This is a genomic window from Klebsiella africana (assembly GCF_020526085.1).
Lineage (GTDB): Bacteria > Pseudomonadota > Gammaproteobacteria > Enterobacterales > Enterobacteriaceae > Klebsiella > Klebsiella africana.
In genome coordinates this window covers 2210444-2225006 of record NZ_CP084874.1, presented here as the reverse complement: position 1 = coordinate 2225006, position 14563 = coordinate 2210444, and the positions used below count along the sequence as shown (strand labels likewise).

General features: G+C 56.5%; 15 protein-coding genes. 5 read left to right on the top strand and 10 right to left on the bottom strand.

Annotation, left to right across the window (positions count from 1 at the left end; translation table 11 throughout):
* Positions 1-123: 123 nt before the first annotated feature.
* The 6 genes from LGL98_RS10785 to LGL98_RS10760 all read right to left on the bottom strand — a co-directional run bounded on the left by LGL98_RS10785 (position 124) and on the right by LGL98_RS10760 (position 5437).
* The gene (locus tag LGL98_RS10785) at positions 124-1014 is read right to left on the bottom strand and encodes a LysR family transcriptional regulator (protein ID WP_136032496.1); all 891 of its coding nucleotides are present in this window, start codon (positions 1012-1014) and stop codon (positions 124-126) included.
* Between the two features lie 297 nt (positions 1015-1311).
* On the bottom strand, positions 1312-2517 hold the full coding sequence (locus LGL98_RS10780) for an MFS transporter (RefSeq protein WP_032730563.1): 1206 nt from the start codon (positions 2515-2517) through the stop codon (positions 1312-1314).
* Positions 2518-2521: 4 nt separating this feature from the next.
* A complete protein-coding gene (locus LGL98_RS10775) occupies positions 2522-3550 on the bottom strand; it encodes a zinc-binding dehydrogenase (RefSeq protein ID WP_136032494.1) in 1029 nt (342 codons plus the stop codon).
* 26 nt (positions 3551-3576) lie between these two features.
* Positions 3577-4095 (bottom strand): carboxymuconolactone decarboxylase family protein, encoded by a 519-nt coding sequence (locus tag LGL98_RS10770; RefSeq protein ID WP_136032492.1) that lies wholly within the window; start codon positions 4093-4095, stop codon positions 3577-3579.
* Positions 4096-4132: 37 nt separating this feature from the next.
* Entirely contained in the window at positions 4133-4615 is a 483-nt protein-coding gene (locus tag LGL98_RS10765) for an OsmC family protein (protein ID WP_032730568.1), read from the bottom strand.
* Between the two features lie 45 nt (positions 4616-4660).
* The gene (locus tag LGL98_RS10760; RefSeq protein ID WP_032730570.1) at positions 4661-5437 is read right to left on the bottom strand and encodes an SDR family NAD(P)-dependent oxidoreductase; all 777 of its coding nucleotides are present in this window, start codon (positions 5435-5437) and stop codon (positions 4661-4663) included.
* Between the two features lie 176 nt (positions 5438-5613).
* Between LGL98_RS10760 and LGL98_RS10755 the strand changes: the two genes are divergently transcribed.
* The 5 genes from LGL98_RS10755 (at position 5614) to LGL98_RS10735 (ending at position 9223) form a co-directional block, all read left to right on the top strand.
* Positions 5614-6528, top strand: coding sequence for a LysR substrate-binding domain-containing protein (locus tag LGL98_RS10755; protein WP_136032490.1), 915 nt, complete (start codon positions 5614-5616; stop codon positions 6526-6528).
* A 217-nt stretch (positions 6529-6745) separates the two neighbouring features.
* The gene (locus LGL98_RS10750; RefSeq protein ID WP_050887078.1) at positions 6746-7027 is read left to right on the top strand and encodes a hypothetical protein; all 282 of its coding nucleotides are present in this window, start codon (positions 6746-6748) and stop codon (positions 7025-7027) included.
* 36 nt (positions 7028-7063) lie between these two features.
* Positions 7064-7408: a carboxymuconolactone decarboxylase family protein gene (locus tag LGL98_RS10745; RefSeq protein WP_007712977.1), complete on the top strand. Its 345-nt coding sequence runs from the start codon at positions 7064-7066 to the stop codon at positions 7406-7408.
* A 40-nt stretch (positions 7409-7448) separates the two neighbouring features.
* Positions 7449-8132, top strand: a complete 684-nt coding sequence (locus LGL98_RS10740; protein WP_136032488.1) for a cupin domain-containing protein — start codon at positions 7449-7451, stop codon at positions 8130-8132.
* Positions 8129-9223, top strand: a complete 1095-nt coding sequence (locus tag LGL98_RS10735) for a flavin monoamine oxidase family protein (protein ID WP_050887077.1) — start codon at positions 8129-8131, stop codon at positions 9221-9223. Before LGL98_RS10740 ends, LGL98_RS10735 begins: the two co-directional genes overlap by 4 nt.
* Positions 9224-9764: 541 nt before the next feature.
* Here LGL98_RS10735 and LGL98_RS10730 read toward each other — a convergent pair.
* The 4 genes from LGL98_RS10730 to LGL98_RS10715 form a co-directional block, all read right to left on the bottom strand.
* A complete protein-coding gene (locus LGL98_RS10730; RefSeq protein ID WP_136032486.1) occupies positions 9765-10754 on the bottom strand; it encodes an isopenicillin N synthase family dioxygenase in 990 nt (329 codons plus the stop codon).
* A gap of 20 nt (positions 10755-10774) precedes the next feature.
* The gene (locus LGL98_RS10725; protein WP_136032485.1) at positions 10775-12193 is read right to left on the bottom strand and encodes an amidohydrolase family protein; all 1419 of its coding nucleotides are present in this window, start codon (positions 12191-12193) and stop codon (positions 10775-10777) included.
* An 11-nt stretch (positions 12194-12204) separates the two neighbouring features.
* Positions 12205-13194, bottom strand: a complete 990-nt coding sequence (locus LGL98_RS10720; protein ID WP_136032483.1) for an ABC transporter substrate-binding protein — start codon at positions 13192-13194, stop codon at positions 12205-12207.
* Positions 13195-13489: 295 nt separating this feature from the next.
* Entirely contained in the window at positions 13490-14389 is a 900-nt protein-coding gene (locus tag LGL98_RS10715; protein WP_136032481.1) for a LysR family transcriptional regulator, read from the bottom strand.
* Positions 14390-14563: the final 174 nt, after the last annotated feature.

The window sequence follows — 14563 nt, the reverse complement described above, 5'->3', positions numbered from 1 at the left end:
ATCTTTAGAATATTGTTGAAGACATGCCCGGTTCATTTACTGACAATCTACGCTGCTATAAACGTACCAAAAATAGCTGACAGGGAACTTCAGTATTAATTATCTGTTAACAATCCACTGGTTTCAGCGGTTCTGCATGGTCAGAACTTCACTGAACCAGTCGATAAAGACCCGTACTTTGGGGGAAAGGTAGCGCCTGTCCGGATACAGCACCGACACGGGCTTGGACACAGAAGGGTATTGCGTCAGAATCTCTTCAAGAGCGCCGGAAGCAATATGTGGAGCAAGGGCGTTTAAGGTGCCCTGAATTATGCCGAGGCCCGCCAGGCCACAGGAGAGCAGAATATCTGAATTATCAACCAGCATGCTGCCCACGGGACGCAACGAAACGATCTTCCCGTCCTTAATAAATTTCCACTCCATCACATCACGACTGTGGTCGCTGAAAAAATTTATTGCCCGATGCTGCTCCAGATCCGCAAGTGTTTCCGGTCGTCCATGTTGTTGCAGGTAAGACGGGGCTGCACAGGTGACCATCCTGATGTCACCAAGACGTCTGGAGATAAAACTCGAATCCTGAAGCTCGCCCAGGCGGACAAGACAGTCCACACCTTCCGTGATTAGATCGGTTTTTTTGTCCGATGAAACCAAAATGACATCAATGTCAGGATACAGTGACTGGAAATGTTTGAGATTAGGGATCAGTATGGCGTGAGCCAGCGCCAGCGGGACATCAAGCCTGAGCCGCCCCCGAGGCGGAAGAGTAGGTGAAAAACTCGCCATCATGTCATTAACTTCAGACAATACAAGCCTGGCGCGATGATAAAACGCCTCCCCTTCAGCCGTAACGCTCAACTTACGAGTAGTGCGATGGATGAGTTTTACGCCGAGGTCGTCCTCTATCTGCTGTATCGCTTTGCTCACGGTGGGACGATGAATCTGCAGAATGTCAGCGGCTCTTGTAAAGCTGCCCTGCTCAACAACCTGTACGAAAATATTAAGGTATTCAATCATGTTTGAATGCACGTGATCACCTGGCTTTAGTTAGGCTGTTCGTAGCTGGTATTGTAAAGTAAACAATTCCGATGGGCATCAAACTAAGGACTTGATGGCTTTCAAAATGTCCGCTCCTGGCTCGAAGCGGGCGTACTGGGTGCGTTTAAAGTCCGCTGTGAGCGAAGAACGGACGTTCATGAAATAATGGGGCCAGTGAGCATCGACAAGTATGCCCAAAATCATGCTCATTGATTTTGGGCTTAAGATACTATGCACATCAACATAAACCGCTTCCAGGCCGCAGAGAAAACTACGTCAGAAGCTTAATTTATCCTGCTTTTTTGTCCGCAACCCGTTAATAATACCTAAAAATGCAAGCCCGACGGGAACAAGGGATCCCCACAGGACGGCGTTCCAGCCGTAGAGACTGAGCAGGGCTCCTGAAGAAAATGACCCAACAATCATCACCCCAAACACCACAAAATCATTCAGGGACTGGACCTGGTTTTTCTCTTCGGGACGGTGATATTCAATGATCTTCGCCGATGCGCCGGTGAAGCCAAAATTCCAGCCCAGACCCAGCAATATCAGCGACAGCCAGTAGTGAAAAATATCAGTTCCACCAAGTCCGGCCAGCACAGAGCATGCCGTGATAAGCAGACCCGCAGCGGCGATACGCATGGCCCCAAAACGGTTAATTAATTTGCCGGTGAAAAAGCCCGGACCGTACATGGCAATCACATGCCACTGGATACCAAGATTGGACGCCTGCTGAGAAATGCCGTGCATGTGCATCGAGAGGGGGGCTGCCGTCATCAGGAAATTCATCACCATATAGGTGACCGCACCGCTGAATACGGTTCTGGCAAACCCTGGCTGTCGGACAATCTCGCGCAAAGGTCGTCCACCCGTTTTTACTGCGCCGGCAGGTTCTGTGGTTTTCACGTCTTTGAGTATGAATGCCGAAATAACGGCCACGAGCGCCTGGGCGAGGAACGTGACGGCGAAGGTATGAGGCGGCCAGAGGTGCATCGTTCCGGAAACCAGCATGGGCCCAACCACGCCGGCAATCACTCCGCCCCCCATAACCAGCGACAAAGCCCTGGCCCTTCGTTCGGGCGTAACGCCGTCCGTTGCGGCAAAACGAAAGCTGAGCGCGACTGCCGCATAGGCACCGCCCAGAAATGCAGCAATGCAGAACAGCAGGAATGAGCCGATGAAGACGGCCAGAGCAGCCGTCAGGCCGGTGATGACGCCTGCTCCGGTGCCGACCATAAAGGCAGTTTTACGACCATTTTTCCGCGCCAATGAGCCTAACGGCAGAATGCAGGCCGCCATCCCCAGAACAAACATGGTGATGGGCAGGGTGGCCAGCGAACTGGCAGGTGCAATCGCATTACCCACAATTGCCCCTGTGGCATAAAAGACGACGGAGTTAGCACCGGCGAGAGCCTGTGCGGCCGACAGGCGTATAATATTATTTTTCTGATCTGCAACGGGCAGGAAATGTTCTGCGGACATGTGATTAATTATCCTGATTCATGGTGAGCACTATCCGGTATCGCGCCAGACCCTGCTTCAGTCTGCTGAGCGCCTCATTTGCCCTTTCAAATGGCAGCAGTTCAGTGACAGGCAACGTCTGAAAGAGGTGGCTGAACTGTAGTGCGCGCTCGGTTTGCGCCGGTGTGCTGACGAAGGATCCTGTCAGGGTACGTTCAGCGCCGATCATCATACCCGGCGTGACCTGCACCGGCGTTTGTCCGGTACCCAGCAGGATCGCTTTTCCCCGGGGGGCGAGGGCGGACAGAAGGGCTGATACCGTTTCTGAATCCGGTGCCGTTGCCACAATAAAATCCACACCGCCGTCATTTTTCAGACGTTCTGATGCGTTTTCCTTAAGTGTATCGATGTAGTGATGCGCACCCAGCTCAATGGCCGCTCGTTCTTTATCGCTACCGCGCGCCACCACCGTAACGTCAAACCCCATTTTACGGGCGTACTGAACGGCCATGTGGCCAAGGCCACCCATTCCGAGAACCGCCACTCTGTCGCCCGCTCTGGCGCCAGAATTACGCAGTGCGTTGAAGGTTGCGGTACCGGCGCAAAGGATCGGCGCTGCATGTACGGAAGAGAGCGCGGAGGGGATGGCTATCAGCGCGGTATGCCGCATGACAACGTACTCTGCGTAGCCGCCATCGCAGCTGAGTCCTGGCGTAAGCTGATTTTCACAGAGGTGAAAAAGCCCGCTGCGACAGGGTTTGCAGTGCTGACAGTATCCCCCCAGACGCCCGATGCCAACCCGCTGACCGGTTTGCCAGATATCGGGTACCCTGTTCCCTTTCCGGGCAATAAATCCGACAATTTCATGTCCCGGTATACGGCCGGGCTGGCCCGCCTGCGGCGCTTTTTCCGCGTCCCGGAGATCGGCACCGCATACGCCGCATGCTTCAATTCTGATGAGCACCTCATCCGGGCCGGGAGCGGGTACCGGCCGCTCTGTCATTTCCAGCACCCCGGGGGCAACGATCTGCATAGCGCGATATTTTTTATTCATAAATTGCACCGGAAAAATTAGGGATATCAGATGGCAAGGGCGACGAGAAAACGGGATACCATGTTATAGGCGGCGACAGTAGCAACCGCTTCCACGGTCTCTTTTTCACCTAACAGGCTTTTCAGCGCCCCGATGATGTTCTCCTCAACCACGACGTTCCGGGTGGACTGGTCCGTAAGATGTATCAGCAACGTTTCGGTGTCATTAAAGATGTGTGGCGCGGAGGATAACCGCAGGGCTTCTGCTTTTTCAGCCGTTCCGCCTGCATCCAGATAGGCAGGGTAGTGCACGTTCCATTCAAATTCTGCTTTATTCAGCCAGGTAACGCGCAGCATGATCAGTTCCCGGTATTCAAGGCTGAGCGAAAATTCCTGACGTACCCGTACCATCAGTTCGTTCCAGCCCGTGGCCAGGGGGGCACTCTTCAGTAATACCCGGTCAATACCTATCAGTTTTCCGCCGGGCCGACGGGCCTTTATCGCGTTGAGAAGATTGGCGTCAACGGGCTCTTCATCCTGCCAGGGGGTTACTCTTGGTGTGGTCATATCATTTTTTCCTGTTGAACAAAACAATCCAGCCGCGTCAGCTCAGTATTAAGTCACCTTCGATGAGCATATTCTGGGCCAGTAACCACCGGTTCAGGGAGGAGTCAATCACCCGCTGATGGACCCCTTCAAACTGATGCACCGTGCCGCTACCGCTTACGTGGATGACATACACAAGCCTGCCGGAGGCATCCTCTGCAGGTCTGTCACCGGAGGCAGGTATACCCTTCGGAAGGTGCCCGTCAGTGTGAATTTCAAGATGCGTAAGGGCGAGACCTTCAGCCCTGGCTTCGAGAATAAAGGCGGCCATTATGCAGGCGTTAAACGCAGCGAGCATCAGCTCCTGGGGGTCAGGAGCCAGCCCTTCGCCACCCAGCGAAACCGGTTCATCGGAATCGATAACATGACTTTGCAGGGCCGGCGAAGCGTTGTCTGCGGAAAAGGACTGGCAGAGCGTCCGGCTGGCCATGCCCCCCTGCCATGAGGTGACAAGGTCATAATGCACGGTCTGGATTTGCATAATTACTCCAGTGCCGCACGCGGGTAAGCGCGTGCGGCATGGTCATCAGGCGTTACGGCCAGCCATTACGCCACCATCAATATCCCAGATAGCGCCGGTGACCCAGCCAGTCTTGTCAGAAAGCAGGAAAGCAACGGTTTCCGCGATATCGACCGGGGTACCCACGCGACCGATCGGGTGGAAGCTGTCAAAGCTGCTCATCACGTCCTTCACGTCGTCTTTCGGAATGAAGCCTTCGTAAATTGGCGTGTGAACAACGGCCGGAGACACCGCATTCACGCGGATCCCTTTTTCACCCAGCTCAATGGCCAGGTTTTTGGTCAGCGCGTGCAGACCCGCTTTTGCCATTGAGTAAGCTGAAGACGGAGTGGCACCGATGGCCTGCTGTGCCCACATGGAACCGATATTAACGATGGAGCCTTTAATGCCGGCTTCGACCATATTGCGCACCACGTCACGGGTAATAAAGAACGTCGCGCGGTTAATGCTCATGTACATGTCATAGTCTGACGTTTCATGTTCGGTGAACGGTTTCGGGAAAAATACGCCAGCCGCATTGACCAGCAGGCTAATATCTTTGTGTTCGGCATTAATGGTATTCACCACGTGCTGCATACCTTCTTCTTTCATCAGGTCGGCAACGATGATGGAAACCTGACCGTCTGCAGCCAGCGCCTGGCGGGCCTGCTCGGCTTTGTCCTGACGATTGCCAACCAGCACAACGCTGCCACCGTTTTTCAGAACCAGCTTCGCCGTTTCGAAGCCCATACCGCTTGTACCACCGACCACTAACAGTTTTTTACCGGCAAAAGATGCGTTCATCGCTAACCTCTTTGAATTCATATGGTTGTCATTGATGAAAAGCCGCGCTCCTCATCGTGTGAAATCAGAATGCCACCCGGGCCCCTGATTGACGACTGAGAAGAAATTGCGACTCAGGAAAGAAAATCTTTCTCGTTGGCGTATACTGAGGAAAATAATGCATCAGGATAACCTCAATGCGATCGCTAAACCGACTTAAATGGCTGCATGCTTTTGAAGCCACCGCCAGGCACGGCAGCTTTACCGGCGCGGCACAGGAGCTGGGTGTTACGCCCGCCGCAGTAGGCCAGCTGGTCCGCTCGCTGGAAGACTGGGTCGGACACCCGCTTCTTCACCGCACCCGCTCAGGAAAAGAGCGGCTGACGCTGGTTGACGAAGCGCAGGAGGCACTCCAGGACATCACGCAGGGGCTCGACAAACTTGAAACCGGATTAAACAAGCTTCGTGGTCGCCGCTCGCGCTCAGTGGTGGTGGTGACGGCATCGCAGGTACTGATGATGAACTGGTTGATGGATCGCCTGAACCGGTTTTCGGAAGCGCACGAAAATATCGATCTGCGGCTTAACGTCACGGAAAAGCTGATGGACGTGTCGCACGGCGAGGCGGATATAGGTATTCGCTGCGGCCAGGGCGACTGGCCAGGCGTGAATAAAACCTGGCTGATGGATGAGGAAGCGGTACTGGTCTGCAGTCCCCACCTGGTGCCGTCCGGGAAAATGGCCTGCAGTGAATGGCTCGCCACGCAAAAACTCATTCATGATGACACGCCCCACCCGGGGGCGGATTTTCCGTCATGGAATGATGTCCTGATGGCGGTCGGTGCCCCCGAAGCGCTGGAAAGCGGGCTGCATATTAACTCCACCTCAGCGGTGATTCTGTCGGCCCTGAGCGGCAGAGGCGTGGCCATCGTGCGATACGCTCTGGTGAAAAAGCTTATCGAAACCGGACAGCTGGTCCAGTTGCATCCTGACCACCGGTGGCCGCTCAAGTGGTCTTATTATCTGGTCACCCCGCAGCAGAATGTAATGCGTGATGAAGTAAAAGTTTTCCATGACTGGCTTCTTCAGGATGTCGTTTCAGACCGCTCATAAACTGCCTCATCAGGCATCACGCTGTCCCGGCAATCAGTCCAGCCGCGTGATGCTTTATTCCCTGCTATACCACGACGTAGAATTTCTTCTCTGCTCCGCAAGATTATCTGATTTGTTGAAGCTGTCTGGCTTTCTGATAATCGCCCTCAACGAAAGGTAATACAGGCCGGGTTTTTAAGCGGGCGTGTTACCTCAACCCTGAGCGAAGGAGAGAACGATGGCTTATCTGCAAATCACCCTGGATATCAGTAATGAAAACCGTGCGGCAGCCGCGGGGGTATACCAGAAATACAAAACCCCGTTTCTGACCACCATCGAGGGTGCCACCTCTAAAGAGCTGCTTGTCCGTGATGAGGATGTCCAGGTGCTGCACGGCTTTAAGACTGTAGCGCAGGCGCAGGCATACCTTGGCAGTCCGCTGTTCACGCAGGATGTCGTTGCAGGATTAAAACCCTATTTAAACAGCGCGCCTGACGTACGTATTTTCGACGTCATGTAATGATTTTTCTGAGACAAAAAATAACCGGAGTTTTCAATGTTCTTAAACTGGAATGAATATCGCAGTGGCCTGCTCGCCACCATCGGCAAATTTGCCAAACTGCAGCCAGAGTTTATGAAAGGCTTTCAACAGATGGATAAAGGGGCGTCAGAAAACAAGCACCTCGATCCCAAAACCCATGAACTGATTGCACTGGCCGTGGCCGTCACCACCCGCTGTGACGGTTGCCTGGCCGTACACGTCGACGCTGCTGTTAAGCACGGTGCCACGCGCGAAGAGATCGCCGAAGCGCTGGCCGTTGCCATTAACCTGAACACTGGCGCAGCGCTGACATATACCGCGCGTGCTCTGGATGTTTACGATAATCTGCCGAACAAATAGGCCTGCAGACGGCCCCTGCGGGGCCGTCTAATCACTCACTATGATGTTACTGAATTCTGATTTTTCGCAGCGTGCGATCGTTACTCCGGACGATTATCAGTGGATACCTTCTCCCCAGCCCGGCGTTAAGCGCGTGATGCTTGACCGGATTGGTCGCGAGCAGGCCCGCGCAACCAGCCTTGTCCGGTATGCGCCCGGATCCGAATTTCCCGCACACAGCCATCCAGGCGGAGAGGAGATTCTGGTGCTCGAGGGGACTTTTACCGAAAACGGGGTCAACTATCCTGCCGGCTGGTATCTGCGCAGCCCGGACGGTTCTTCTCACCAGCCCTCAAGTCGCGACGGCACAACCATTTTCGTCAAGCTGCGCCAGATGTCTGCCGATGAACTCCAGCCGGTCAGGATAAATACGCAGGAGGCAGCTAACTGGCACGGTCAGCCGCAAAGACAAGTCTGCCCTTTATTCTCCGGCACCTCAGAAACTGTTCTGCTTCAGAAAATTGCCCCGGGCGAGCGGATCTTCTGTGCGCCGCTTGTTGGCGGAGCAGAGATCCTTCTTCTGCAGGGAGAACTCCATGCGCCGGAAGGTTGCTATGGGGCAGGAAGCTGGATGCGGTTTCCGCCGGGTGATATGCCTGCTCTTATGGCCACCGCCTCTGGCGCACTTTTTTATCTGAAAACGGGACATCTCAGCCCGACAACCCTGAGCGGAGCGACATTATGAAGCAGAGCGCTGTTATCATTGGTGCGGGCATAAGCGGCCTTTATGCCGCCACGCTGCTTGAAAAAGCGGGTGTTGATTATGTGATCCTTGAGGCTCGTGACAGAACGGGCGGGCGCGTGCTGTCAGGCCTGGAACTGGCGGGCACCTCCGCTGGCGTTCATGTAGATATGGGGGCAGCGTGGTTCTGGCCTGATATTCAACCGGACTTCGCGCAACTGATCGAGCGGCTTAATCTTCCGGTAATCGCGCATGGCCGTCCGGGTGACATGCTCTACGAACGCCAGCTGGATTCGCCCCCCGAACGCTACCCGGCATGGGAGAGCTCCCCGGCGTCTTTCAGGCTGAAGGGAGGAATGCAGGCGCTGACGGCGGCACTTAAAAGTCAGATCCCGGCTGAGAAGATTAAAACCGGCCATCAGGTGGTGGCGGTTTCCCGGGCTGGCAAGGAAGTGCTGGTCCATACCCGGTCCGAAGGCAGTAAAAAGGCCGTATTTTCCGGTGAGCATGTCTTCCTCGCTTTGCCTCCTGCCCTGGCAGCTAAAATAGATTTCATACCCGCGATGCCGGAACAGGTGCTGTCGAACTGGCGGAAAATCCCGACATGGATGGCTCCCCATGCAAAATATGTCGCTGTATATAAAACAGACTTATTGCATGAGCGGCAGCTTTCAGGGAATGCAGGAAGCCGCGTGGGGCCAATGGTTGAGATCCACGACGTATCCGAGCCAGACTCGGGCAAAACGGCGATTTTTGGTTTCATTGGCGTACCGGCAAAATCGAGATGGACTGTCAGCGAAGCTGTGCTCAAAGGCCTTTGCCGGGAGCAACTCGTGCGCTTATTTGGACAGGATGCGGCAGAGCCCGAAGCGGAGTATATAAAAGACTGGGCAGCCGATCCGTTTACTGCAACGGAATTTGATCTCCTGCAGGAGGTCGGTCACGCAATGCCTGAGCAACTTCCCGCCAGGGGAGAATGGTCCGGTGAGATAACAGGTATCGCCAGTGAATGGTCGCCACAGTTCTCGGGTTATCTGGCAGGTGCAATTGACTCCGCGTCCATGGGCGTTCAACGCTGGCTACAACAGAAATAAACCGCAAAATTAGGGGGCTATCGTCTGGGCCGGAGAGGGGTTGTTAAAAAACATAAGTATCCGGTTCGATAATACACAGCTATTAAAAACAGCTGGCTTCTGAAACGTCCGCTTCTGGCACAAAGCAGACGTTAAAACCTACAGCATCGGGAAGCTTCTGAATACCGCGTCAGCGGTATGAGGGTGCCAGATGAGGTTACATGTGTCTATGGAGTCAAATGGCGCCGAAAGCCCGGTGTAGCCGGTTACCGAGCTATAAATTCTGCCCCCCTGCCCTGATTAGCCTTAACCCACTAACAGCAATAAGAAGTTAAGGTAATCCCTTTACCCCCGGTGCGCTGGCTTTACGGCGTTTACGACGTAAAGGACCTGATTACCGGGGTCTTAGCGGAGGCAGCTTGCTGCTGACGCTTAGGGGATATTCTTCAGTTATTTCAACGACACCAGGAAACTTAACACGGTAGCTGAAAAGCTCAGCGCCGGCGATCCTGCCGCCGCGTCAGCGAAAGCCGGCGGCAGGAATACCACGCAAGGGAGCATCCTACCCTTTGGCGAAATTGGCCTGGATCCGCTGCTGCAGATAATCCTCAGCGCTGATGGGCGGGTACTTCTTCTGCGGCCCGAGGATCTCGACATCTTTATTGGCCTGGCAGAAAAACGCCAGGCTGTAGCGCGGCCCTTGATATTCGTGGGGCAGCGGGTTTCTCACCCGATGGAAGTTAGACGGCAGCTGGTCGTCGCTCCAGCGCATCAGCATATCGCCGATATTGCAAGTGATCACCTCTTCCCGCGGCTCAATACTGGTCCACTGCTGGCTTTCGCGGTCCTTGCCCGGGCAGACCTGCAGGCCGCCCTGGCCGGGACGCTGGAACAGCAGCGTCAGACAGTCAAAATCGGTGTGCGCGCCGGCCCGCCACATTCCCTGCTGCGACTGCCCGGTCGCATAGTAATGCAGCATGCGCAAGGTGCTCTGGTAGGTATCACGCTGCGGATCGTGCGCGGTGGTGAAAAACGATTCCGGAAAACCGAGCTTTAAAGCAAAGCAGGAGAGGATCTTCATCCCCAGCTGCCAGCACTGCGATTCAAACCCAAGCATCGTCTGCTGAAATGCTGGCAACTCCCGATCGCTGGGCCAGCGCCCGGCCATCAGCGGCCGGGTTATCTGATACGACTCTTTTTGATCCGGCGTGCGGGTCGAAGGCCGAACCTGCGCTTTGCTTTCCCAGCCGGCGTTGCCGGCCAGCGGATACTGGCGCTTCACCTCGTCGGGCAGGTCGAAAAACGCCTCGGTCATGCTGAACGCCTGGCGGATATCCGCCAGCGGAATACCGTGGTGGCTGACCTGGAAGAAGCCGATCTCCACCGCCGCCTCCCACAGTTGCTCAGCAATGTCATTTTTTCTTTCGGCAAAGTTCGACAGGTCGATACAGCGCACTTCGCGGGCGAAGGTCTCTTCACCCTGGGCGCCCATCAGCGCCTCTTTTTCCAGTTCCTGTAAGGTATAGCGTTGATTCTGGTTGGTTGAGGTCATCGTCATTATCCTGTTATCAGTTAAACAGCGGCGCGCTGTTGGAGGGTACGGACGGCCGCCAGCGCGTCGTGGCGCATCGCGTCAAGGTCGAGACCGGGAATGGCGTCATCTTCCACGATGGGCCGGCCATTGAGCAGCAGCGCCTTCAGCGCGGCACGCCCGCCGCAGGCCACCGGCCCAATGGCCATATCGTGCAGGCCGAAGTAGCGCGGATCGTCCAGCCGGTAAATGGCGAGGTCCGCCTGCATGCCGACCTGCAGGGTGCCGCTCTGCGCTAAGCCAAGGATCTGCGCCCCGCCGGCGCTGCCCCAGCGCACCACATCCTCCACGGTGGCCGCATCGGCCCCGCCCTCGAAGGTGCCCCCGGCGTAGCGCGGCTGCGCCAGCATCCCTTTGCGCGCGCGCTGCAGCAGCCATGCGGCATGGGCTTCGCTTTGCATATCCGCCGCTTCATTCGAGGCAGCGCCGTCCACCCCCAGCGAGACCGGGACCCCGGCCTGCTCCAGCGCCAGCAGATCGGCGATGCCGCTGCCCAGCCGACCGTTGCTTTGCGGACAATGGGCGATGCCAGTTCCGGTGCGGCCCAACAGGGTAATCTCCTCCGGCAGCAGCTTCACCAGATGGGCAAACCACACGTCATTTCCCAGCCAGTCGTGCTCCGCGCAGAACTGCACCGGCGTCATGGCGAATTTCTGCCGCGCGGCATCGAGATAATCGACGGTTTCCGATAAATGGCTGTGCAACCGGATCCCCAGCTGGCGGGCCAGCTTCGCCATCTCCCGCAGCTGGGCGCCCGGCGCGGAGTGCAGGACGGTAGTGGGCGCCATCACCACCCGGCGCAGAGAATCGGGCCGGGGGTCGTGATAGCGACTGACCAACCGTTCGATATCTGCCATATAGCCGTCGAAGGTTTCCGGACGCAGCGCCACCGGCAGATCCTGTTCCACCGCCCGTCCCTGAGTCGCCCCACCCCGGCACAGAACGATGCGCATCCCCAGCGCTTCCCCTTCGCTGAAGACAATCTCCGAGGTATCGAAGGGCATATCCGGCCAGTACAGGTAGTTGTGATCCGCCACGCTGGCGCAGCCCGAGCGCAGAAGCTCCACCAGACCAATGCGCACCGCCAGACGAAAAGTGTGCTCATCGAAGGCCGCGCGAAAGCGGTACGGCGTGGCGCTCAGCCAGGCCGTCAGGCTCTGGTTTAGCCCCTGCGGCTCGCCCTTCAGCAGCGACTGAAAAAGATGGTGGTGCGTGTTCACCCATGCCGGATAGATCACGCAGTCGCGGGCATCGATCTGTCGCTCTTCCGGCAGCGGGGTCAGGCTGCCGATAGCGGCAATCTTGCCGTCGCGGATGCGAATATCCGGCCCGGCCAGCCGCGCCGCCTCCCCCGGCAGACCGCTGAGGATGGCATGGGCATTTTTAATAATTAATGACATGGCGTCGCTCCTCAGGGTTTAACCTGCATGGCCTGCACAAATTCGGTGGTGTAGGCCTGTTTCCAGTCGGTGGTCGCCGCCAGCAGACCGGCGTTGACCATAAAGTCGCGGGTCTTCTGCCAGCGCGCGTCGGTCATCGTCCCCCAGCCCTGGCTGGTGGCATCCCCGCCGTCGATCAGGTGATGCTCACGGATCTGGGTCACGCCCCAGGCGAGCAGATCGTCGGTCATTTTCGGGTTGTCCTGCTTAATCAACGCATTGCCCGGCGCCGGATTGTTGAGGTAGCTCACCCAGCCCTCCATTGAGGCGCGGACAAACTTCGCCATCGCCGCTTTACGCTCGGCGATGGTGTCCGGGCGGGCGATAAGGATGCCGCCGTACGGGGGATAGCCGTGTTCAGAAAAGAGGAAGAAGTTCGCCTTCACCCCGGCCTTCTGCACCTGAAACACCTCGGAGCTGACATAGGCCTGCTGGGCGACAGCGTCATCGACGACAAAGGGTTGAATATTGAAGGTATAGGGGCGAACCTGCGCGTCGCTCAGCTGGTATTGCGCCTTCAGCCACGGCCACCACGTCGCCTGGCCGGAGCTGGAGACCAGCAGGGTTTTGTCTTTCAGCCCCTGCAGGGAGGTGACATCGGCATGGGTCAGCAGCCCCTGGGGATCGTACTGAAAGGGCGCGGCAATGGCTTTTGCCTGGAAACCGCGCTGAATGCCTTCCATCAGCTGCAGATCGTAGCCGATGATCACATCGGCCCGCTTTGACAACAGCAACTGCATGCCGTTGACCTGGGGACCACCGGAGCGGATCTCGACGTCGAGACCGTATTTTTTGTACAGCCCAGTGGCCTGAGCCTGATAATAACCCCCCTGCTCCGCCTGGGCGTACCAGGAGGTCAGCAGAACGATTTTCTCCTCGGCCTGAACGGCCAGCGAGACACCGCCGATGGCCATCAGGCCCAGCCAGCGAAAGCCCCGGGGAAGGCGTGCACGACTTTTCATTATCCCTCTCCTCTTCATGCCGGGAGAGGGGCGAGCAAACCACGGCTCAGCCTCCCATCCCGGTCAACATTGAACCGCGACATGGTGACTGAGCAATGTCCCGTATGGATAACCCGTACTGACCGCTTCTACTCACATTCAGCTATACAAAAACAATGCCAGATTTAAACGCCTGCGAACTACCGCGAGAAATCGCCTGCGCCGCCGTCCTTGGGCATGCAACCTTTGATTCATACACACAAAAAACGCACCATTATGGTGCGTACATGAATGATTTTAGTGCCTGCCCGACATCTCACAGCTGGCTGAAGAGCATCTCCAGCTGGTTCAGCATCATCGAGGCGGCGAGGGAAAGCTGGCGGGCGGGCGAAACGCACAGCGCCAGGGTGAAAGGCTTAAGCTGCGGATCGGTTAGCGGCACAAACGCCAGCTGGCCGGACTCGATCTCATCGAGAATATCCAGCCGACACAGGATGCCGATGCCCATCTGCTCTTTGATCAGGGTGCGGATCATGTGAATGTTGTTCGACACCGCCACCTCCTTCACCTCGTTGCCGCTGATGTTCACCAGCGCCTCCACCGGCTCGCTGATCATCAACGGGGCGGAGGGCAGGATAAAGGGGTAGTCGAGGCACTGACTAAAGCGCACCGCGCTGCGGCTGGCCAGCGGATGGCCGATCGGCACCACGATCCCCATATTCATCTCGGCAAACGCCCGCACCTGCAGTTCGCGGGAGGTCTGAGGATTGAGCATGATGCCGAAATCCGCCTCACCGGAGATCAGCGCCTGCTGAATGTGGATATTGTTGATGGTGGTCAATGTGAAAGAGATGTTGGGATAATGTTTATGCACCTCTTTAAGCATCGTCGAAAAAAAATGCCGGTTTATGGCATCGATGGTGGCGATGCGCACATGCCCCCGCCGCAACCCGCGCAGGTCATCCAGCTGCTCGCAGACCCGGGTAAAGTCCTTTTTCCAGTTATTGGCCGCATGCAGAAGCAGCTCCCCGGCGGCGGTCAGCCGCAGCCCGCTGGGATGGCGCTCGAAGAGCGGCATCGCCAGCTCCTGTTCCACGCGCAAAATCTGCCGGTCGATGGAAGACGCCGACACATGCAGCGCCTCTGACGCTTTACGAAACGACCCCTGACGGGCCACTTCGGTGAAATAGAGCAGAAATCGGGAGAAGGCAAACATGGTTTGGGTGCTCTCTTTTTTGCAACGGGTTGTGCGAATCAAAGCTCTGGACGCAACAGTTTTATCACAATACCGTAGCATTCATAGCGGAGAAACGATCGTTTCACCCATTTTCTTGCACGCCGGACAGTTCACCGCGAAGGGGGAGTTATCTCTTCGCCGCCCCTGGCCGCC

What these genes read in the sequence shown, in the direction of transcription:
- LGL98_RS10755 (WP_136032490.1), top strand. Translation starts at nt 5,614, where the DNA reads ATGCGATCGCTAAACCGACTTAAATGGCTGCATGCTTTTGAAGCCACC.
- LGL98_RS10730 (WP_136032486.1), bottom strand. Translation starts at nt 10,754, where the DNA reads ATGACCTCAACCAACCAGAATCAACGCTATACCTTACAGGAACTGGAA.
- LGL98_RS10775 (WP_136032494.1), bottom strand. Translation starts at nt 3,550, where the DNA reads ATGAATAAAAAATATCGCGCTATGCAGATCGTTGCCCCCGGGGTGCTG.
- LGL98_RS10720 (WP_136032483.1), bottom strand. Translation starts at nt 13,194, where the DNA reads ATGAAAAGTCGTGCACGCCTTCCCCGGGGCTTTCGCTGGCTGGGCCTG.
- LGL98_RS10765 (WP_032730568.1), bottom strand. Translation starts at nt 4,615, where the DNA reads ATGCAAATCCAGACCGTGCATTATGACCTTGTCACCTCATGGCAGGGG.
- LGL98_RS10770 (WP_136032492.1), bottom strand. Translation starts at nt 4,095, where the DNA reads ATGACCACACCAAGAGTAACCCCCTGGCAGGATGAAGAGCCCGTTGAC.
- LGL98_RS10750 (WP_050887078.1), top strand. Translation starts at nt 6,746, where the DNA reads ATGGCTTATCTGCAAATCACCCTGGATATCAGTAATGAAAACCGTGCG.
- LGL98_RS10725 (WP_136032485.1), bottom strand. Translation starts at nt 12,193, where the DNA reads ATGTCATTAATTATTAAAAATGCCCATGCCATCCTCAGCGGTCTGCCG.
- LGL98_RS10740 (WP_136032488.1), top strand. Translation starts at nt 7,449, where the DNA reads ATGATGTTACTGAATTCTGATTTTTCGCAGCGTGCGATCGTTACTCCG.
- LGL98_RS10785 (WP_136032496.1), bottom strand. Translation starts at nt 1,014, where the DNA reads ATGATTGAATACCTTAATATTTTCGTACAGGTTGTTGAGCAGGGCAGC.
- LGL98_RS10715 (WP_136032481.1), bottom strand. Translation starts at nt 14,389, where the DNA reads ATGTTTGCCTTCTCCCGATTTCTGCTCTATTTCACCGAAGTGGCCCGT.
- LGL98_RS10745 (WP_007712977.1), top strand. Translation starts at nt 7,064, where the DNA reads ATGTTCTTAAACTGGAATGAATATCGCAGTGGCCTGCTCGCCACCATC.
- LGL98_RS10780 (WP_032730563.1), bottom strand. Translation starts at nt 2,517, where the DNA reads ATGTCCGCAGAACATTTCCTGCCCGTTGCAGATCAGAAAAATAATATT.
- LGL98_RS10735 (WP_050887077.1), top strand. Translation starts at nt 8,129, where the DNA reads ATGAAGCAGAGCGCTGTTATCATTGGTGCGGGCATAAGCGGCCTTTAT.
- LGL98_RS10760 (WP_032730570.1), bottom strand. Translation starts at nt 5,437, where the DNA reads ATGAACGCATCTTTTGCCGGTAAAAAACTGTTAGTGGTCGGTGGTACA.